Genomic DNA, 20520 nt, shown 5'->3' on the forward strand with positions numbered 1-20520 from the left:
CCCCTTTCAAGGACCTTCCCGCACATGTACCTCGGACTCGACCTGGGCACCTCCGAACTCAAGGCGCTGCTGCTGGCGGACGACCATCGCATCGTCGCGGTGGCGCGCGCCTCGCTCACGGTGAGCCGGCCCCGGCCGCTGTGGTCGGAGCAGGACCCGGCCCGGTGGTGGGAGGCGCTGGAGACGGTGATGTCGGCGCTGCGCGCGTCGCAGCCCGGCGCGCTGGCGGCGGTGCGCGCCATCGGCCTGTCGGGCCAGATGCACGGCGCCGTGCTGCTCGACGCGGGCGACGCGGTGCTGCGCCCGGCCATCCTCTGGAACGACGGGCGCAGCGCCGCGCAGTGCGAGGCGCTCGCCGACGCCGTGCCGCGCCTGGGCGAGATCGCCGGCAACCTGGCGATGCCGGGCTTCACGGCACCCAAGCTGATGTGGGTGCGCGCGCACGAGCCCGCGCTGTTCGCGCGCACCCGGCGCGTGCTGCTGCCCAAGGACTGGCTGCGCCTGCGGCTCACCGGCGAGGCCGTGGGCGAGATGTCCGATGCCTCGGGCACGCTGTGGCTCGACGTGGGCCGGCGCGACTGGTCCGACGAACTGCTCGCCGCGACGGGCCTCGGGCGCGAGCACATGCCGCGCCTGGTCGAGGGCGACGCGGTGTCGGCGCGGCTGCTGCCGGCGCTGGCCGAACGCTGGGGCCTGCGGCCGGGCATCGCGGTGGCCGGCGGCGGCGGCGACAACGCGGCCAGCGCCGTCGGCATGGGCCTGATCGAGGCGGGACAGGGCTTCGTCTCGCTGGGCACCTCGGGCGTGATCTTCGTTTGCGGCGCGCGTTTCGCGCCCCGGCCGGAGGCGGCCGTCCACGCCTTCTGCCACGCGCTGCCGGGCCGCTGGCACCAGATGTCGGTGATGCTGTCGGCCGCGAGCGCGGTGGGCTGGGCGGCGCGCTGCTTCGGCTTCGTCGACGAGCCGGCGCTGCTGGCGGCGGCCGCCACGGCGACGGCCGCGATGCGCGCGCGCGCGCCGCTGTTCCTGCCCTACCTGGCCGGCGAGCGCTCGCCGCACAACGATGCCGGCGCGCAGGGCGTGCTGCACGGCCTGACCCACGCGCACGGGCCGGCCGACATCGCCTACGCCGTGGTCGAGGGCGTGAGCCTGGGCCTGCGCGACGGGCTGGACACGCTGGAGCGCCCGGCGGGCGACCTGCTGCTGGTCGGCGGCGGGGCGCGCAGCGTCTGGTGGGGCCAGTTGCTGGCCGACATCCTGGAGGTGCCGCTGGCCCTGGCCGAGGGCGGCGAGGCCGGCGGGGCGCTGGGCGCGGCCCGGCTGGCCTGGCTGGCCGACGGCGGGGACGCCGCGTCGGTGTGCCGCACGCCGCCCCTGCAGCGGCGCTTCGAGCCCGACGCGGCCCAGGCGCCCGGCCACCGGGCGCGGCACGCCCGCTTCAGGGCCCTGTACGCGGCCTCGCGGCCGCACTTCGCGAGCGCCTAGCCCGCCCGCCGGGCGGGCCGGGCAGGTGGCCGGTCAGAGGCCCGCGCCGGGCGCCGTGGCCTTGCCGGCGGCGACGCCCACCAGCACCGGCTTCGCGCGCCAGAGTCCGGGGAACACCTTCTGCAGGTTCTCCACCTTGGGCACGTCGTTGATCACGATGTAGGGGTGGTCGGGATGGCGGGCCAGGAAATCCTGGTGGTCGGCCTCGGCCGGGTAGAAGGCCTTGCCCGTCTCGACGGTGGTGGCGATCGGACGGCCGAACGCCTTGGCGGCGTCGAGCTGCGCGATGTACGCGCTCGCCACGCGCTGCTGCTCGGCGTTCTCGGGGAACACGGTCGAGCGGTACTGGGTGCCGGTGTCGGGGCCCTGCCGGTCGAGTTCGGTCGGGTTGTGCGCCACCGAGAAAAACACCTGGAGCAGGCGTCCGTAGCTGACCTGCCGGGGGTCGTAGGTGATGCGCACGGCCTCGGCATGGCCGGTGTCGCCCAGGCCCACCGCCTCGTACGTGGCCGTCTTGCGGCTGCCGCCGGCATAGCCCGAGACGGCGCCGGTCACGCCCTTGACGTGCTGGAACACCGCCTGCACGCCCCAGAAACAGCCGCCGGCGAACACCGCCGTCGCCGTGGCGCCGCCCGGCGCGACGTCGCTCGCCGGCGGCGGGATCACGACCGCCGCCTCCGCGGCGATGGACGGCATCGCGTGCCACACCGAGGCGGCCGCCGCGAGCCCGGCCAGGGCGAGCAACGGCCGGCGTCCCAGCATCGGCGCTCGAGCGGAGCGGGCGGAGGAGGCGATCACGGGGATTTTCATGGGAGGAGCGCTTGCGGAAATGCGTGGTTTTTTGAGCAGGCAACCTACGGACGGCCCGGCAGCAGACTACAGGATCGAGGCGAATTGCAAACGATGGTTCCTGTGCGAGACACCTTTTCTCGTCCGTTACGTTTCATGCATCCTTCCTCCATTTCGCCTATTTCGTCCATTTCCTCCGCCCGGGTCATGCACGGGCCCGAAGCCCACCGGCCGGCGAGCGACCCGCTTGCGCCCTTGTTCGAGAGTTTCTGGATCGGCGGCTTCGAGGGCGCCGATCACGTCAACGGATTCGGCCAGCCGCTCGACCCGAACGCGCGCAACGGCCACGACGCGCGGCTCGACGAGGACTACGCGGCCCTCACCGCACGAGGCATCCGCACCGTGCGGGAGAGCGTGGGCTGGCGGCTGATCCACGCGCGCGGCGATGCCGGCTGGCGAGCGATCGAGTCGCAGGCGCGCCGCGCCGCCGGCCACGGCATCCAGGTCATCTGGACCCTGATGCACTACGGCTGGCCGGCCGGGCTCGACCCGTTCGAACGACCCGACGAATTCGTCGGCGCCTTCGCCGACCATTGCGCGCGCCTGGCGGAGCTGCTGGCCTGCATCGGGGGTCCGCGACCGGTCTACCAGCCCGTCAACGAGATCTCCTTCCTGGCCTGGGCGGCCTCCAGCACCGGGCTGATCCACCCGCACCTGCCGTCGGCGCCCGGCAACGGCGATCGCCTCAAGCGGGTGCTGGTGCGCGCGGCGCTGCGCGCGACCGACGCCATCCGGGCGGTCGAGCCCGGCGCGCGCATCGTGCACACCGACCCGGTGGTCCACATCGAGCCGCACCGGGGGGCCGGGCCGACCGACAGCGCCGCCGCGCTGCGCGCCAACGACCACCAGTTCGAGGCCTGGGACATGATCGCCGGGCGCACCGCTCCCGAACTGGGCGGTGCCCCGGGCTACCTCGACGTGCTGGGCCTCAACTATTACCACGACAACCAGTGGGAGGAGGGCACGGGCGTGCGCCTGCACTGGCACATGGGCGATGCGCGCCGCCGGTCGTTCGCCGACCTGGCCGACGCGCTGTGGCGGCGCTACGGCCGTCCGATGTGCCTGTCGGAGACCGGCCACATCGGCCAGGGCCGCGACGCCTGGCTCGACCACATCGCCGCCGAGGTGGTCGAGTGCCGCGCCCGCGACATCCCGATCGGCGGCCTGTGCCTCTACCCGGTGATCGACCGCCCGGACTGGCAGGACGCCGGCCACTGGCACCACAGCGGCCTGTGGGACGTGCCCGGCGCCGATGCCGGCGACTTCACCCGCCGGCTGTGCCAGCCCTATGCCGAACGCCTGCGCCACTGGCAGCACGTGTTCCAGACCCCTTCGCTCCTTTCTCAACTTCACAGGCACAGAACCGCCATGACAAGTCTCGTCGTCTTCTCCCACCTGCGCTGGGATTTCGTCTACCAGCGTCCCCAGCAGCTGATGTCGCGGCTGGCCGAGCGCCATCCGGTCGTGTTCGTCGAGGAACCCATGCCGGGCGCGGACCACGCCTGGCTGGAAAGCCACAGCCCCTGCGCCGGCGTCACGGTGCTGCGCATGCACCTGCCGGGCCACGCCCACGGCTTCCACGACGAGCACATGGCCGGCCTGGGCACGCTGCTGGCCGGCCACCTGCGCGAGCACCGCATCGACGACTACCTGCTGTGGTTCTACACCCCGCTGGCGTTTCCGCTGGCCGACGGCCTCGCGCCGCGCGGCATGGTGTACGACTGCATGGACGAGCTCGCCGCCTTCGACTTCGCGCCGCCCGCGCTGATCGAGCGCGAGAACGCCATGTTCGACGCCGTCGACCTCGTGTTCACGGGTGGCCGCAGCCTGTACGAGTCCAAGCGCCTGCGCCACCCGGACGTGCACTGCTTCCCGAGCAGCGTCGACCACGCGCATTTCGGCCGCCGCGACGTGGCCGACCACCCCGACCAGCGCGCCATCGCGCATCCGCGCCTAGGCTACTACGGCGTGATCGACGAGCGCCTGGACCTGGGCCTGGTCGCCGCCGTGGCCGACGCGCATCCGGACTGGCAGGTGGTGATGGTCGGGCCGGTCGTGAAGATCGATCCGGCGGGCCTGCCCCAACGCCCGAACATCCACTGGATGGGCCAGCGCCGCTACGACGAGCTGCCGGCCTTCCTGGCCGGCTGGGACGTCTGCATGATGCCCTTCGCGCTCAACGCGTCGACGCGCTTCATCAGCCCGACCAAGACGCTGGAGTACCTGGCCGCCGGCAAGCCGATCGTCAGCACCCCGGTGCGCGACGTGGCGCAGCAGTACGCCGACGTGGTCCCCATCGCGGCGACGCCGGCGGAGTTCGTGGCCGCCTGCGAAGGCATCCTGGCCTGGCACGACAGCGCGCGTCTGAGCTTCCGTGCCTCCGCCGCGCTGGTGGTGGCCGGTACCTCGTGGGACCGCACCGCCGCGGCCATGCAGGACCTGCTCGAACGCTTCGACGTGGCGGCCGATGCCGACACGCCGAGCGCGGCCCCGGCCGCCCGGACCGCCGCGGTCGAGGAATCGGACACGGCGCTCGACGAGGCCCAGGCATGAGCCCAGGGTCGTTCCCAACCCCTTCTTTCCCGGCGATCCACCCATGACCCACATCGCTATCGCCGGCGCCGGCTTCTCCGGCGCCGTGCTGGCCCAGGAACTGGCACGCGCGGGCTGCCGCGTCGACGTCTTCGACACCCGGCCGCACGTCGCGGGCAACTGCCACACCGAACGCGACGCCGACACCGGCGTGATGCTGCACACCTACGGACCGCACATCTTCCACACCAGCAACGAGCGCGTGTGGGACTACGTGCGGCGCTTCGGCGAGTTCGTGCCCTTCGTCAACCGCGTCAAGGCCATCACCGGCGGGCGCGTGTTCTCGCTGCCGCTGAACCTGCTGACGATCAACCAGTTCTTCGGCAAGACCTTCTCGCCGGCCGAGGCGGCGGCGTTCTTCGAGCAGATCGGCGAGCGCGGCATCGAGTCGCCCGCCAACTTCGAGGAGCAGGCCCTGTCGCTCATGGGCCGCGAACTCTACGAGGCCTTCTTCAAGGGCTACACGACCAAGCAGTGGGGCATGTCGCCCACCGAACTGCCCGCGAGCATCCTCAAGCGCCTGCCGGTGCGCTTCAACTACGACGACAACTACTACGCGAGCCGCTGGCAGGGCATCCCCCGCGACGGCTATACGGCCATCGTCGAGAAGATGCTCGACCACCCGGACGTCCGGCTCCACCTGGGCACCCGCTTCGACCGCGACGCGGCCGGCGACTACGACCACGTGTTCTACAGCGGCCCCATCGATGCCTGGTTCGGCCACGTCGACGGCCGCCTGGGCTACCGCACGCTGGACTTCGTGCGCGAGGACCACGCGGGCGACTACCAGGGCAACGCCGTCATCAACTACGGCGACGTGCCGGTCCCCTGGACCCGCATCTCCGAGCACAAGCACTTCGCCCCGTGGGAGTCGCACGACAAGACGGTCGTCTTCAAGGAGTACAGCCGCTTCTGCGAGAAGGCCGACACCCCGTACTACCCGATCCGCCTGGTGGCGGAGAAGACGTTGCTGTCGCGCTACATCGAGCGCGCCCGCACCGAGCGGAAGGTCACCTTCGTCGGTCGCCTGGGCACCTACCGCTACATCGACATGCACGTCACCATCGCCGAGGCCCTGGACACCGCCGAGCGCTTCCAGAAGGCCCGGGCCGACGGCACCCCCATGCCCGCGTTCGTCGTCGACCCCCTGGGTTGAGCCGCACCCGGCGCGCCCAAAGCAAAAGGCCCTGCAGCGCAAGCTGCAGGGCCTTTTTGTTCGCGGACACCGCGGGACTGGCTTCGCCAGACCGCGGGTGTCGCCCCCGGTAGGGGGAGCAGGCGCAGCGGACACGAAGTGCCGCGCAGCCTGCCGGGGGCGAGCGAGATCACATCCCCATGCCGCCCATGCCGCCCATGCCGCCCATGTCGGGCATGCCGCCGCCGGCGCCGGACTCTTCCTTCGGTGCCTCGGCGACCATGGCTTCGGTCGTCAGCAGCAGCGAAGCGACCGATGCGGCGTTCTGCAGCGCGGTGCGGGTGACCTTCGTCGGGTCCAGGATGCCCAGCTCGAGCATGTCGCCGTACGTGTCGTTGGCGGCGTTGAAGCCGTAGTTGCCGTTGCCGGCCAGGACCGCGTTCACCACCACCGAGGCTTCGCCGCCGGCGTTGTTGACGATCTCGCGCAGGGGCGCCTCGACGGCCTTCATCACCAGCTTGATGCCGGCGTCCTGGTCGGCGTTGTCGCCCTTGACCGAGTCGCCGACCGCCTGCTTGGCGCGCAGCAGGGCCACGCCGCCGCCGGCGACCACGCCTTCTTCCACCGCAGCGCGCGTGGCGTGCAGGGCGTCTTCGACGCGGGCCTTCTTTTCCTTCATCTCGACTTCGGTGGCGGCGCCGACCTTGATCACCGCGACGCCGCCGGCCAGCTTGGCCACGCGTTCCTGCAGCTTCTCGCGGTCGTAGTCGCTCGAGGCTTCCTCGATCTGCACGCGCACCTGCTTGACGCGGGCTTCGATGTCACCGGCGGCGCCGGCGCCGTCGATGATGATCGTGTTTTCCTTGCCCACTTCGATGCGCTGCGCCGAGCCGAGGTCGGCCAGGGTGACCTTCTCCAGCGTCAGGCCGACTTCCTCGGCGATGACCTTGCCGCCCGTCAGGATGGCGATGTCTTCCAGCATGGCCTTGCGGCGGTCGCCGAAGCCAGGTGCCTTGACGGCCACGACCTTCAGGATGCCGCGGATCGTGTTCACGACCAGGGTCGCCAGGGCTTCGCCCTCGACTTCTTCCGCGATGATCAGCAGCGGACGGCCCGACTTCGCGACCTGTTCCAGCGTGGGCAGGAGGTCGCGGATGTTGCTGATCTTCTTGTCGTAGAGCAGCACGAACGGGTTGTCCAGGATCGCCGACTGCTTTTCCGGGTTGTTGATGAAGTAGGGCGACAGGTAGCCGCGGTCGAACTGCATGCCTTCGACGACGTCGAGTTCGCTGTCGAGCGACTTGCCGTCTTCGACGGTGATGACGCCTTCCTTGCCGACCTTGTCCATCGCGTCGGCGATGAGCTTGCCGATGGTCTCGTCGCTGTTGGCCGAGATGGAGCCGACCTGGGCGATTTCCTTCGACGTGGTCGTCGGCTTGGAGGCCTTCTTCAGTTCCTCGACCAGGGCCGTGACGGCCTTGTCGATGCCGCGCTTCAGGTCCATCGGGTTGATGCCGGCGGCCACGTACTTGAAGCCCTCGCGCACGATGGCCTGGGCCAGCACGGTCGCGGTGGTGGTGCCGTCACCGGCGTTGTCGGAGGTCTTGGAGGCCACTTCCTTCACGAGCTGGGCGCCCATGTTCTGCAGCTTGTCCTTGAGTTCGATCTCCTTGGCCACGGACACACCGTCCTTGGTCACGGTGGGGGCGCCGAACGAACGCTCGAGCACCACGTTGCGGCCCTTGGGGCCCAGGGTCACCTTGACGGCATTGGCCAGGATGTTCACACCCTCGACCATGCGTGCGCGGGCTTCGCCGCCGAAAACGACGTCTTTTGCTGCCATGTTGATTCTCCGGATTCAGTAATTGGGGGTAGGAAGGGAAAGCTTGGAAGCAGCCGGTGGCTTACTTCTCGACGACCGCGAACAGGTCGTCTTCCTTCATGACGAGCAACTCGTCGCCGCCGACCTTGACGGTCTGGCCGCTGTACTTGCCGAACAGGACGCGGTCGCCGACCTTGACGGTCAGTGCGGCGAGTTCGCCCTTGTCGTTGCGCTTGCCCGGGCCGACGGCCAGGACTTCGCCCTGATCGGGCTTTTCGGCGGCGGCGTCGGGGATGACGATGCCGGAGGCGGTCTTGGTTTCGCTGTCAACACGCTTGACGATCACGCGATCGGCCAAAGGACGAAGGTTCATAGCATCTCCTGGATGTGTGGAATGGATGGGGATTCGTGCGGCCACGGACGGAAGGTCCGTGGCGCTGTCGCCTGAAAGCGAGCGCTGTTAGCACTCTGCTTCGGTGAGTGCCAATGATAAGGGCATTCATCACGATTTCAAGGGCGCGGGGACGGCGGCGATCAGGCGAACCCCTACACGCGCCGTCTGGTGCGGATGACTCGACCGCTCCTGGCGCGGTCCAAGGATGAGTTTTTCCGATGGCGACCGCGTCGTTCCTCCCCAGTGGGAGACGGCGGATCCGGACACCGCCTTTTCCATTCCCCGTCCTTTTGTCAGGAGACCTCCATGGCCATTCAGAACGATTCCTCGCGCGACATCAACGCAGGCAACACCGGCGACCTGAACCGTGATCCGATCACCGGTGCGCCCGGCGCGCACCCCGTGGGCACCGGCGTCGGCGCCACCGGTGGCGCCCTGGCGGGCGCGGCGGCGGGGTCGCTGGCCGGTCCGGTCGGCACCGTGGTAGGTCTGGTGGCCGGCGCGGTCGTCGGCGGCCTGGGCGGCAAGGCCGTCGCCGAGAACGTCAACCCGACGGCCGAGGACGCCTACTGGCGCGAGAGCTACAACCGCGAAGCCTACGTGCAGCCCGGCAGCAGCTACGACGACTACGGCCCGGCCTACGAGATGGGCTGGTCGACCCGCGCGTCGCGCGCCGACACGTTCGACGCCGTCGAGCCTTCGCTGGCCGACGAGTGGTCGACCCGCCGCGGCGCGTCCGGCCTCGACTGGGAGCAGGCCCGTCCCGCCACGCGCGCCGCCTGGGAGCGCGCCGACCGCACCTATTTCAGCGCCAGCGACGCCGAACTCGACGGCACGGTCAACAACGCCCGCGCGAGCACCACGCTGGGCGCCGCTTCCGCGCTGGGCGCGGGTGCCGCGACGACCACCGCGTTCGGCGCCGGCGACACCTTCGACGGCACGGGCGAGCCGCTCGCCAACGACGAGGTGGTCGACGTCCTCAACGACCTGATCGAGAACTCGCGCGATGGCGCCGAGGGCTTCAAGGTGAGCGCCGAGCAGGTCGAGACCGCGCGCCTGAAGCAGCTGTTCAGCGAGCGCGCCACTGCGTGCGCCGCGGCGGCCGCCGAACTGGTGCCGCTGGTCACGCAGTACGGCGGCACGCCCGCCGATGGCGGCACCGCCGGTGGCGCGCTGCATCGCGGCTGGGTCAAGATCAAGGGCGCGGTCGGCGCCGACAGCGAGGAATCGATCCTGGAAGAGGTCGAGCGCGGCGAGGACGCCTCGTTGGCCCGCTATCGCAAGGCGCTGAAGAACCAGCTGCCGGCCGACGTGCGCGCCGTGGTGCAGAAGCAGGCCGATGGCGCCCAGCGCAACCACGACGAGATCAAGGCCCTGCGCGACCAGGCGCGCGCGCGCGGCTGACCGTCCCTTCGCCGGACCTCGCCAGCGGGTGCCGATGCCGCTCGGCCCGGTCCCGGCATCCCGCTTCGCCAAGCCGCCCCCGGGCGGCTTTTCCACGTCCTTCACGTCCGCCATGAACGCCAGCAAGTCCTCCGGTCCCGATCCTTCCCGCTCCGACGCCGGCCGGCCGGGGTTCGTCCAGGTGCGCGGCGCGCGCGAGCACAACCTGAGGAACGTCGACGTGGACATCCCGCGCGACGCGCTGGTGGTGTTCACCGGCGTGTCGGGCTCGGGCAAGTCGTCGCTGGCCTTCGGCACGCTGTACGCCGAGGCGCAGCGGCGCTATTTCGAGTCGGTCGCGCCCTATGCGCGGCGGCTGATCGACCAGGTCGGCGTGCCGGCGGTGGACTCGATCGAGGGTCTGCCGCCCGCGGTGGCGCTGCAGCAGCAGCGCGGCACGCCGGGCGCGCGCTCGTCGGTGGGCAGCCTGACGACGCTGTCGAGCCTGCTGCGCCTGCTGTATTCCCGCGCCGGGCGCTATCCGGACGGGCAGCCCATGCTCTACGCCGAGGACTTCTCGCCCAACACGCCGCAGGGCGCCTGCCCGGCCTGCCACGGTTTGGGCCACGTCTACGAGGTGACCGAGCGCTCGATGGTGCCGGACGATTCGCTCACCATCCGCGAACGCGCCGTCGCCGCCTGGCCCTCGGCCTGGCAGGGGCAGAACCTGCGCGACATCCTGGTCACGCTCGGCCACGACGTCGACACGCCCTGGCGCGACCTGCCGAGGAAGACGCGCGACTGGATCCTGTTCACCGACGAGCAGCCGACCGTGCCGGTCTACGCCGGGCGCACCGGGGCCGAGGTCCGCGCCGCCCTGCGCGCCAAGGCCGAGCCGAGCTACCAGGGCACCTTCATCGGGGCGCGGAAGTACGTCCGGCACACCTTCGCCACCACCCAGAGCGCCCTCATGAAGAAGCGCGTGGCGCGCTTCATGACCGGCAGCGTCTGTCCGGAATGCGGCGGTGGGCGGCTCAAGCGCGAGGCGCTGGGCGTGACCTTCGCCGGGCTCGACATCGCCGCGCTGTCGCGGCTGCCGCTGGAGGACCTGGCGCGGGTGCTCGGCCCGGCGGCGGCGGGCGAGACGCCGGCCGAGGCGCCCGACGTCCCGCTCGGGCGCGAACGGGCCCGCCGCGACACCGCGCGCCGCGTCGCCGCCGGCGGTGCCGCGCACGCGGCCGCGCCCGACGTGCGGCGCACCTCGCACCTGTCCGAGGAGAAGCGCATCGCCGCGCAGCGCATCGCGCAGGAGGTGCTCGCGCGCGTCGACACGCTGTGCGCGCTGGGCCTGGGCTACCTCTCGCTCGACCGCGCCACGCCCACGCTGTCGCCGGGCGAACTGCAGCGGCTGCGCCTGGCCACGCAGATCCGCTCGAACCTCTTCGGCGTCGTCTACGTGCTCGACGAGCCCTCAGCCGGCCTGCACCCGGCCGATGCCGAGGCGCTGCTCGATGCCCTGGCGCAATTGAAGCGCGCGGGCAATTCGCTCTTCGTCGTCGAACACGACCTGGCCGTCATGCGCACGGCCGACTGGCTCGTCGACGTCGGCCCCGGCGCGGGCGAGCGCGGCGGCGAGGTGCTCTACAGCGGTCCGCCCGCCGGCCTGCGCGAGGTCGCCGCCTCGCTCACGGCGCGCTACCTGTTCGACGAGCGGACGCCGGCCGCGCGCGTGCCGCGCGCGCCGGCCGGCTGGCTGCGGCTCGAAGGCGTCGCGCGCAACAACCTCGACGGCGTGGACGCCGCGTTCCCGCTGGGCGTGCTGACGACGGTGACGGGTGTCTCGGGCTCGGGCAAGTCGAGCCTGGTGAGCCAGGCGCTGGTCGAGCTGGTGGCGGCGCACCTCGGCCAGGAGGCCCCGGCGGCCGACGAGGACGGCGCCGAGGGCGATGCGCCGGGCACGCCCCAGGGCGTCACGGCCGGGCGCATCGCCGGCGGCGCCGAGGCCGTCCGGCGGCTGGTGCGGGTCGACCAGAAACCGATCGGCCGCACGCCGCGCTCCAACCTCGCGACCTACACCGGCCTGTTCGACGCCGTGCGCCGGCTCTTCGCCGCCACGCCCGAGGCCCGGGCGCGGAAGTTCGACGCCGGGCGCTTCTCGTTCAACGTCGAGAAGGGCCGCTGCCCGACCTGCGAGGGCGAGGGCTTCGTCGGCGTCGAGCTGCTGTTCATGCCCAGCGTCTACGCGCCGTGTCCGGCCTGCCACGGCGCGCGCTACAACGCCGCCACGCTCGAGGTGCGCTGGCGGGGCCGCGACATCGCCGAGGTGCTGCGCCTGACGGTGGACGAGGCGTGCGACTTCTTCGCCGAGGAGCCGGCCGTGCAGCGGCCGCTCGTGCTGCTGCGGGCCATCGGCCTGGGCTACCTGCGGCTGGGACAGCCGGCGACCGAGCTGTCGGGCGGCGAGGCCCAGCGCATCAAGCTCGCCACCGAGCTGCAGCGCGCGCAGCGCGGCGACACGCTCTACGTGCTCGACGAGCCGACCACCGGCCTGCATCCCTCGGACGTCGACCGGCTGATGGCGCAGTTCGACCGCCTGATCGAGGCCGGCAACACGGTCGTCGTGGTCGAGCACGAGATGCGCGTGGTGGCCGCGAGCGACTGGGTGATCGACGTCGGGCCGGGGGCCGGCGGGGCGGGCGGACGCATCGTGGCGGCCGGTCCACCGCGCGAGGTCGCCCGCGCGCGCGGAAGCCGGACGGCGCGCCATCTGGCAGCGGCGCTGGGGGAGGCGCCCGCAGAATCCGGCGGATGAAAAAACTGCTCGCGGTCGCCACCGCCTTGCTCTCCGTCTCCGCGCTCCATGCGCAATCCGAGGCCCCTTCCTCCGCCCGCGCCGCCCCCGCCGGCGGCGCGGACCCCGTCGCGGCGTCCGGCGCCGCCGACGACGTTCCCACGCTCGGGGCCGTCACCGTCTCCACGCCGCGCGGCGAAGCCTCCGCCTTCGACGTGCCGGGTTCGATCGACCTGGTCGACCGCCAGCAGCTGCGCGACGGCCGGCTGCAGGTCAACCTGTCGGAGAGCCTGGGCGGCGTGCCGGGGCTGCAGGTGCAGAACCGGCAGAACTACGCGCAGGACCTGCAGATCTCCATCCGGGGCTTCGGCGCGCGCTCGACCTTCGGCCTGCGCGGCGTGCGCCTCTACATCGACGGCATCCCGGCCACGCTCCCCGACGGCCAGGGCCAGAGTTCGAACATCGACATCGGCACGGCCGACCGCGTGGAGGTGCTGCGCGGGCCGTTCTCCGCGCTCTACGGCAATTCGTCCGGCGGCGTGATCCAGGTCTTCACGCAGGACGGCGAGGCGCCGCCGCGGGTGGGCTTCTCGGTGGCCGGCGGCAGCGACGGCACGTCGCGCGTGGGGGCGACGGCCAGCGGGCGGAGCGGCCGCGTCGACTACGTGCTGGGCGCGAGCCGCTTCCGCACCGACGGCTATCGCGACCACAGCGCCGCCACGCGCGACATCGCCAACGGCAAACTGGGCATCGCGCTGGACGACGGCGCGAAGCTCACGCTGGTGGCCAACAGCGTGCGCATCGACGCGCAGGACCCGCTGGGCCTGACGCAGTCGCAGCTGGCGACCGACCGCCGCGGCGCCACGCTGGCGACGCAGTACGACACGCGCAAGACGGTCGACCAGACGCAGCTGGGCCTGCGCTACGAGAAGCGCATCGACGCGGCCAACGACCTGCGCCTGATGGTCTACGGCGGCGAGCGCCGCACCACGCAGTTCCAGGCCATCCCGCCGTCGGCGCAGGCCAGTCCCCTGAGCGCCGGCGGCGTGATCGACCTGGAACGGCGCTACGCCGGCTTCGACGCGCGCTGGACCACGCGCACCCGGCTCGCGGACCGTCCGTTCGAGGTCGCCGCCGGCCTGGCCTACGACACCCTCGACGAGACCCGGCGCGGCAACGAGAACTTCCTCGGCACGGCCGCCGCGCCGCGCCGGCTGGGCGTGCTGGGCGCGCTGCGGCGCGACGAACGCAACACGGTCTCCAACGTCGATCCGTACGTGCAGACGCGCTGGGATTTCGCCGAGCGCTGGAGCCTGGAGGCCGGCGTGCGGCGCAGCACCGTGCGCTTCGACTCGCAGGACCGCTACGTGCGCGGTGCCAATCGCGACGACAGCGGCGACGCGCGCTATGCCCGCACGCTGCCCGCCGGCGCGCTGCGCTACGCGGTGAACCGGGACCTGAACGTGTACGTCTCGGCCGGCCGGGGTTTCGAGACACCGACGCTCAACGAACTTTCCTACCGGCCCGACGGCACCGGCGGGCTGAACTTCGCGCTGCAGCCCTCGGTGAACCGCAGCGTCGAGGCCGGCGCCAAGGCGCGCATCGCCGGCGGGCTGCTGACCGGCGCGGTGTTCCAGACCCGCACCGACGACGAGATCGTCACCGCCACCAACGTCGGTGGCCGCGCCACCTTCCGCAACGCCGGTCGCACCCGGCGCGAGGGCGCCGAGATCGCCTGGCTGCACGAGACCGCCGGCCACTGGCGTACCCAGGTCGCCGCGACGTGGCTGGACGCGCGCTACGACGACGCCTTCAACGCCGTGGCGGCAGGCAGTCGCATCCCGGGCATCGCCAAGCAGGCGCTGTTCGTCTCCTACGGCTACGCGCCGCCCGAGGGCTGGCGCGCCGGCGCCGAGCTGCGCGCGCTCGGCCGCATCGCGGCCAACGACGCCAACACCGCCAGCGCGCCGGGCTACGCGGTGGCGGCGGTGCAGGCCGGCTACGTGCGGCGCGTGGCGCGCTGGGAACTCAACGCCTTCGCCCGCGTCGACAACCTGTTCGCGCGCGACATCGTCGGCTCGGTCATCGTCAACGAGGGCAACGCACGCTTCTACGAGCCGGCGCCGGGACGGACCTGGACCGTGGGGGCGGGGGCGACGTACCGGTTCTGACGGACGCAAGAAAAGCCGGGCGGGCCCGGCTTTCGTGCGATCGATCGATGTCCCTGGGCGCCGGCCTCAGAGCCCGGCGGCGGCGCGCAGCGCGGCGGCCTGGCCGGTCGACTCCCAGGTGAACTCCGGCTCCTCGCGGCCGAAGTGGCCGTAGGCGGCGGTCTTGCGGTAGATCGGGCGCAGCAGGTCGAGCATCTGGATGATGCCCTTGGGGCGCAGGTCGAAGTGCTCGCGCACCAGCGCGGCGATCCGGTCGTCGGGGATCACGCCGGTGCCCTCGGTGTAGACCGTGATGTTCATCGGCTGGGCCACGCCGATCGCGTAGGCGACCTGGATCTGGCACTGGCGCGCGATGCCCGCGGCGACGATGTTCTTGGCCACGTAGCGCGCGGCGTAGGCGGCCGAGCGATCGACCTTGCTCGGGTCCTTGCCCGAGAACGCGCCACCGCCGTGGGGGCAGGCGCCGCCGTAGGTGTCGACGATGATCTTGCGCCCGGTCAGGCCGCAGTCGCCCTGGGGGCCGCCGACGACGAAGCGGCCGGTCGGGTTGATCAGGTAGCGCGTCTCCTTGAGCCATTCCTTGGGCAGCACCGGCTTGATGATCTCCTCGATCACCGCCTCGATGAAGCCGGCCTTCATCTTCGTCGGGCTCTCGCTCTGGTCGGGGTGGTGCTGGGTGGAGAGCACCACGGTGTCGATGCTGTGGGGCTTGCCGTCGACGTAGCGCATCGTGACCTGGCTCTTGGCGTCCGGACGCAGGAAGGGCAGGCGGCCGTCCTTGCGCAGCTGGGCCTGGCGCTCGACGAGGCGGTGCGCGTAGTAGATCGGCGCGGGCATCAGCTCGGGCGTCTCGTCGCAGGCGTAGCCGAACATCAGGCCCTGGTCGCCGGCGCCGGTGTTGAGGTGGTCGTCGGAGGCGTGGTCGACGCCCTGGGCGATGTCGTTGCTCTGCTTGTCGTAGCAGACCATCACCGCGCAGCCCTTGTAATCGATGCCGTAGTCGGTGTTGTCGTAGCCGATGCGCTTGATGGTGTCGCGCGCGACCTGGATGTAGTCGACGTGCGCGTTGGTGGTGATCTCGCCGGCCAGCACCACGAGGCCGGTGTTGGTCAGCGTCTCGGCGGCGACGCGGCTGAGCGGGTCCTGCTCGAAGATCGCGTCGAGGATCGCGTCGGAGATCTGGTCGGCGACCTTGTCGGGGTGGCCTTCGGAGACGGATTCGGAAGTGAAGAGAAAGTCGTTCGCCATGGGATGGGGCTCCAATCGGGTGGGTCGGCGCGTTGCCGACGGCGGATGAAGCCTGGCGAACGCTTTAGCAGAAGGCCGTTTCCGGCCCGGGCACAATCGCTCGGCGCTTGTGCTGTCGCCCTGCAAGTAGTTCCATAACTCGGCGACAATTTGGATTCTATTCGAGCCGTGCAGGGCATCTTGTCAAGGGTCTTTGCCGCGCGTCATCCACCGTTCGGTCGTCTTCTTTCCGCGTTCGTCTTCTCCGCTCCGTCTCCCGATGCTCGTCACCCTGTTCCGCCTGCTCGCCCGCGTGCCGCTGCCCGTCATGCAGCGCCTGGGCATCGCCTTCGGCTGGCTGGTGTGGTGGACCTCGCCGCGCTACCGCCAGCGCTTCGTCGCCAACGCGGAGGCGGCCGGTTTCACGCCCGAGCAGTACCGCCCGGCCATCGGCGCGGCCGGTGCCATGGCGGCGGAATTGCCCTGGCTGTGGGCACGTCCGCGCGGCGAGAGCGTGCTGCCGCGCGTGGTGCGCTGGGACGGGATCGAGGCCTTCGAGGCGGCGCTGGCCGAGGGGCGCGGCGTGATCATCGTCACGCCCCACCTGGGCAGCTGGGAGATGTACGGCCAGGCCCTGGCCGAGCGCCTGGTCGACCGGCACGGGCCGCTCACGGCGCTGTTCCGCCCGCCGCGCAAGGCCTGGATGGCGCGCCTGATGGAAGGCTCGCGCGAGCGCGCCGGCCTGCGCACGGTGCCCACCAGCGTCAAGGGGGTCCGCGGCCTGATGCGCGCGCTGCGCGCGGGCGGCTACACCGGCGTGCTGCCCGACCAGGTGCCTCCGCTCGGCCAGGGCGTGTGGGCGCCGTTCTTCGGCCGTCCGGCCTACACCATGACCCTGCTGCCGCGCCTGGCGCAGCAGACCGGCGCGCGCGTGTTCCTCGGCGTGTGCGAGCGCCTGCCGCGCGGCGCGGGCTACGCGATCCGCTGCGAGCCCTTCGACGGCACCGCGATGAGCGACCCCGAGGCCACGCCCGAGGCCGCCGCCGCCGCCATGAACGAGGGCATCGAGCGCCTGATCCGCCGACTGCCCCAGCAGTACGTCTGGGACTACGCCCGCCACAAGCAGCCCAAGGGCGAGGCGCCCGCGGACGGCGCGGACCGGAAGGCCGCCCCATGAGCCTGTCCTCGTCGCTGGGCATCGCCTTCATGCGGGCGCTGGCGCACCTGCCGTTGCCGGCGGTGCGGGGTTTCGGGGCCGCGCTCGGCCGCGTGCTGCACGTCGTCGCCACGCCGCGCCGGCGCGTGGTGGACATCAACCTGGCGCTGTGCTTTCCGCAGAAGTCCGCCGCCGAGCGCCGGCGCATGGCGCGCGAGACCTTCGTCTTCGTCGCCCAGTCGTGGCTCGACCGCAGCTGGCTCTGGCACGCCCCCGAGGCGGTGGTGGCCAAGCGCCTGCGGGTGGTCGGCGCGGCGGCCGAGATCGAGGAGATCGCGCACGGCAGCGCGCCGATGATCCTGTTCGCGCCGCATTTCTACGGCCTCGACGCCGCGGCCACCGCGCTGACCCGGCACACGTCGCGGCCCTCGACCACCATCTACACCACCCAGCGCGACCCGCAGGTCGACGCCTGGATCCGCGAGGGCCGCCAGCGTTTCGGCAATGTCGAGACGCTCAACCGCGTCGACGGCATCAAGCCGATCCTGTCGGGCCTGCGCAAGGGCGGCCTGCTCTACCTGCTGCCGGACATGGACTTCGGCCGCGACCAGACGGTGTTCGTGCCGTTCTACGGCGTGCAGGCGTCCACCGTGCCGTCGCTTTCGCGCTTCGCGCGGCTGGGCCGGGCGAAGGTCGTCCCGGTGGTGTCGCGCCTGGTGGCGGGCGGCTACGAGATCGAGGTGCTGCCGGCCTGGCAGGATTTCCCGAGCGACGACGTGATGGCCGACACCGCGCTCATGAACACCCGCCTGCAGGGCTACATCGACACGATGCCGTCGCAGTACTACTGGGTGCATCGACGCTTCAAGACGCGCCCCGAGGGCGAGCCGCCGGTCTATTGAGCCGGGGCGGGGCGGGCCGCCCGGTGCAGGAAGTCGCCGATCTCCCGCGCGACGCGCGCGGGCTGCTCGTGGACGATCCAGTGCGTCGCGCCGGGCACCCTCACGACCTCCAGTCGCGGCACATAGGCCTCGAGTCCGTCGAGCAGTCCCGGCAGCAGGGCGGTGTCGTCGAGCGCCCAGATCACCAGCGTCGGCACGTCCACCACGAGGCGCTCGCGCGGGATCTCCGGCAGGCCGGGCGCGGCGCCGGCGGCATCCGCGCCGGCCACGGGCGGCTTCAGCGGCGTCACCCGGTAGAGATTGCAGCCACCGGTCAGGCCGGCGTCCCAGACTTCGCGGTAGCGCGCGCGCACGGCCTCGGTGAGCCAGCCGTGGCCGTCCGCGCCCGCGCCCATCGACGTGAAGAAGCCCCACATCCGGCGATAGTCGTCCTCGGCCAGCAGCGCCTCGGCGTCGGGCCGGGCGAGGAAGTGCATGTAGGCGCTGGCGGCGCGCTGCGCCGGGTTGTCGCGCAGCTCGCGCGCGAACGTGCCGGCGTGCGGCGAGTTGAGGATGACCAGCCGTCCCAGCCGGTGCGGGAACGCGTTGGCGAAGCCCCAGCCGAAGGCGCCGCCCCAGTCGTGCGCCACCAGGACGGCGACCTGCCCGTCGGCGCGCTCGGTGTCCACCAGTTCCTCGATGTCGCGCACCATCAGGTTCGCCCGGTAGGCGGCCACGTCGGCCGGGGCGCTGGAGGGTCCGAAGCCGCGCAGGTTCGGCGCCACGCAGCGGTAGGCGCCGTGCTCGGGCCGCGCGAAGTGCGCCATCAGTTCGTCCCAGACGAAAGCGGCTTCGGGAAAGCCGTGCAGGAAAAGCATCAGGGGCCGGCCGGGCTCGCCGGCGGCGCGGCAGCCCAGGGTGACGCCGCCGGGGAGCGTGCGCTGGAAGGTCTCGATCATGCGGGGGTCTCCTGGGGTTCGAAGGTCGAATCCGGGGCGAGCGCCGCGATCGCGGCGTCAGTCCCCGGGTCGGTCGGCGGACGCTCCGGCGGTGTCGTCGTCCGGCACGCCGGCGGCGGGGACCGGTGCGGCAGCGGCGCCGTCGGCCGGGGCATCGGCCTCGGGGTGGGCCCAGCGCCACAGCAGCTCGGCCGCCTCGTCCACGCCGTGGCGCTTGAGGGCCGAGAACAGTTTGACCTCGCCGCCGCCGGCCTGCAGTCGCGCGATCGACAGGGCCTTGGCGCCCTCGGAGCGCGTGAGCTTGTCGGACTTGGTCAGCAGCACCAGGAACTTCAGGCCGGCTTCCACGCGCGGACGGATGACGTCGAGCAGGATGTCGTCGAGTTCGGTCAGGCCGTGGCGCGGGTCGCACATGAGCACCACGCCGCGCAGGTTCTCGCGCGTCATGAGGTAGTTGCCCATCACGCGCTGCCAGCGCAGCTTGGCCTCGCGCGGCACGGCGGCGTAGCCGTAGCCGGGCAGGTCGGCGAGCACGGCGTCGTCGATCTTCTGCTTGCCCAGACCGAACAGGTTGATGTGCTGCGTGCGCCCGGGCGTCTTGGAAGCGAAGGCCAGGCGTGTCTGCTGCGTGAGGGTGTTGATGGCGGTGGACTTGCCGGCGTTGGAACGCCCGACGAAGGCGATCTCCGGCAGGTCGAAGGCCGGCAGGTGTTCCAGCTGCGGGGCGCTGGTGAGGAAGTGGGCGGTGTGCATCCAGCCCAGCGCGGCGCGGATCCGGTCGGGAGCGGGCGCCGCACGGGGCGTCGCGGTGGCCGGTGAGGGCGCGGGGGAGGTCATCGGGGAGGCTTTCGAAACGGGGGTCCATTGTAGAATCGCGGGGTTTTGCGCCCATAAATCCAAGCCCCGCCGCCATGAAGTCGTTTGCCCATCTTCTGCTCGCAGCCCTCTTGGGTGCCGCCTCCAGTGCCGGTATCGCCCAAGCGCCCGAAGCGCCGGCCGCCTCGGGCACCCCGGCGAAACCAGCCAAGCCCGACCCGGCCCGGGGCGACACGATCTTCAACGCCGCCCCGGCCAACAGCCAGAGTTGCGCGTCCTGCCACAACGCCGACGGCAATTCCGCCGTCGCCGCCAACCCCAAGCTGGCGCAGCAGCATCCCGAATACATCGTCAAGCAGCTGCAGGAGTTCAAGTCGGGCAAGCGCAAGAGCGCGATCATGAAGCCCTACGCCTCGGCGCTGTCCGATCAGGACATGCGTGACATCGCGTGGTTCGTCGGCGCCAAGTCCGTGAAGACCGGCTTCGCCAAGGAGAAGGACCTGGTCGCGCTGGGCGAGAAGATCTACCGCGGCGGCATCGGCGAGCGCCAGATCGCCGCCTGCGCCGGTTGCCACAGCCCCAACGGCGCCGGCATTCCGGCCCAGTACCCGCGCCTGGGTGGCCAGCATGCCGACTACACCACCGCACAGCTCGTGGCCTTCCGCGACGGCGTGCGCACCAACAGCCCGCAGATGACCGGCGTGGCCGCCAAGCTCAACGACCGCGAGATCAAGGCCGTCTCCGACTACATTGCCGGATTGCGTTGAGCCTGCGGTCGAGTCGGCGAACCAAACGCCGATAACCATCTCGTAAGGGCGGGGCCGATCCACGAAGGGTCGCCCGCTCTTTTTTCTTTTCC

At 71.7% G+C, this 20520-nt stretch carries 15 protein-coding genes; 9 read left to right on the forward strand and 6 right to left on the reverse strand.

Annotated elements, in window-relative coordinates:
* The first annotated feature begins 24 nt into the window (after positions 1–24).
* A complete protein-coding gene (gene xylB / locus NF681_06030) occupies positions 25–1485 on the forward strand; it encodes a xylulokinase (protein UST54751.1) in 1461 nt (486 codons plus the stop codon).
* A gap of 33 nt (positions 1486–1518) precedes the next feature.
* Here xylB and msrA read toward each other — a convergent pair whose 3' ends face one another.
* The gene (gene msrA, locus NF681_06035) at positions 1519–2181 is read right to left on the reverse strand and encodes a peptide-methionine (S)-S-oxide reductase MsrA (protein UST55686.1); all 663 of its coding nucleotides are present in this window, start codon (positions 2179–2181) and stop codon (positions 1519–1521) included.
* Positions 2182–2481: 300 nt separating this feature from the next.
* Between msrA and NF681_06040 the strand changes: the two genes are divergently transcribed.
* Both NF681_06040 and glf read left to right on the forward strand, forming a co-directional pair.
* Positions 2482–4887, forward strand: coding sequence for a glycosyltransferase (locus tag NF681_06040; protein ID UST54752.1), 2406 nt, complete (start codon positions 2482–2484; stop codon positions 4885–4887).
* Between the two features lie 43 nt (positions 4888–4930).
* On the forward strand, positions 4931–6082 hold the full coding sequence (gene glf / locus NF681_06045) for a UDP-galactopyranose mutase (protein ID UST54753.1): 1152 nt from the start codon (positions 4931–4933) through the stop codon (positions 6080–6082).
* Positions 6083–6251: 169 nt separating this feature from the next.
* Here the strand turns inward: glf and groL are convergent, their stop codons facing one another.
* Complete coding sequence (gene groL, locus NF681_06050; protein UST54754.1) at positions 6252–7904, reverse strand: chaperonin GroEL; 1653 nt, start codon at positions 7902–7904, stop codon at positions 6252–6254.
* Between the two features lie 61 nt (positions 7905–7965).
* On the reverse strand, positions 7966–8256 hold the full coding sequence (locus NF681_06055; GenBank protein UST54755.1) for a co-chaperone GroES: 291 nt from the start codon (positions 8254–8256) through the stop codon (positions 7966–7968).
* 327 nt (positions 8257–8583) lie between these two features.
* On the opposite strand from NF681_06055, the gene NF681_06060 reads away from it, so the two are divergent.
* The 3 genes from NF681_06060 to NF681_06070 all read left to right on the forward strand — a co-directional run bounded on the left by NF681_06060 (position 8584) and on the right by NF681_06070 (position 14622).
* A complete protein-coding gene (locus NF681_06060; protein UST54756.1) occupies positions 8584–9681 on the forward strand; it encodes a PA2169 family four-helix-bundle protein in 1098 nt (365 codons plus the stop codon).
* Positions 9682–9793: 112 nt separating this feature from the next.
* Complete coding sequence (locus NF681_06065) at positions 9794–12472, forward strand: excinuclease ABC subunit UvrA (GenBank protein UST54757.1); 2679 nt, start codon at positions 9794–9796, stop codon at positions 12470–12472.
* Positions 12469–14622, forward strand: a complete 2154-nt coding sequence (locus tag NF681_06070) for a TonB-dependent receptor (GenBank protein UST54758.1) — start codon at positions 12469–12471, stop codon at positions 14620–14622. Before NF681_06065 ends, NF681_06070 begins: the two co-directional genes overlap by 4 nt.
* A gap of 66 nt (positions 14623–14688) precedes the next feature.
* Here NF681_06070 and metK read toward each other — a convergent pair whose 3' ends face one another.
* Complete coding sequence (gene metK, locus NF681_06075; protein ID UST54759.1) at positions 14689–15870, reverse strand: methionine adenosyltransferase; 1182 nt, start codon at positions 15868–15870, stop codon at positions 14689–14691.
* A gap of 259 nt (positions 15871–16129) precedes the next feature.
* Between metK and NF681_06080 the strand changes: the two genes are divergently transcribed.
* On the forward strand, positions 16130–17026 hold the full coding sequence (locus tag NF681_06080; protein UST54760.1) for a lysophospholipid acyltransferase family protein: 897 nt from the start codon (positions 16130–16132) through the stop codon (positions 17024–17026).
* A complete protein-coding gene (locus NF681_06085; GenBank protein ID UST54761.1) occupies positions 17023–17907 on the forward strand; it encodes a lipid A biosynthesis acyltransferase in 885 nt (294 codons plus the stop codon). Before NF681_06080 ends, NF681_06085 begins: the two co-directional genes overlap by 4 nt.
* Here NF681_06085 and NF681_06090 read toward each other — a convergent pair.
* Positions 17901–18845: an alpha/beta fold hydrolase gene (locus NF681_06090; GenBank protein UST54762.1), complete on the reverse strand. Its 945-nt coding sequence runs from the start codon at positions 18843–18845 to the stop codon at positions 17901–17903. The genes NF681_06085 and NF681_06090 overlap by 7 nt on opposite strands.
* A 57-nt stretch (positions 18846–18902) precedes the next feature.
* Positions 18903–19682 (reverse strand): ribosome biogenesis GTP-binding protein YihA/YsxC, encoded by a 780-nt coding sequence (gene yihA, locus NF681_06095; GenBank protein UST54763.1) that lies wholly within the window; start codon positions 19680–19682, stop codon positions 18903–18905.
* Between the two features lie 74 nt (positions 19683–19756).
* On the opposite strand from yihA, the gene NF681_06100 reads away from it, so the two are divergent.
* Complete coding sequence (locus NF681_06100) at positions 19757–20428, forward strand: cytochrome c4 (protein UST54764.1); 672 nt, start codon at positions 19757–19759, stop codon at positions 20426–20428.
* Positions 20429–20520: the final 92 nt, after the last annotated feature.

This window comes from Comamonadaceae bacterium OTU4NAUVB1 (genome assembly GCA_024372625.1).
In the GTDB taxonomy this organism is placed as follows: domain Bacteria; phylum Pseudomonadota; class Gammaproteobacteria; order Burkholderiales; family Burkholderiaceae_C; genus Variovorax.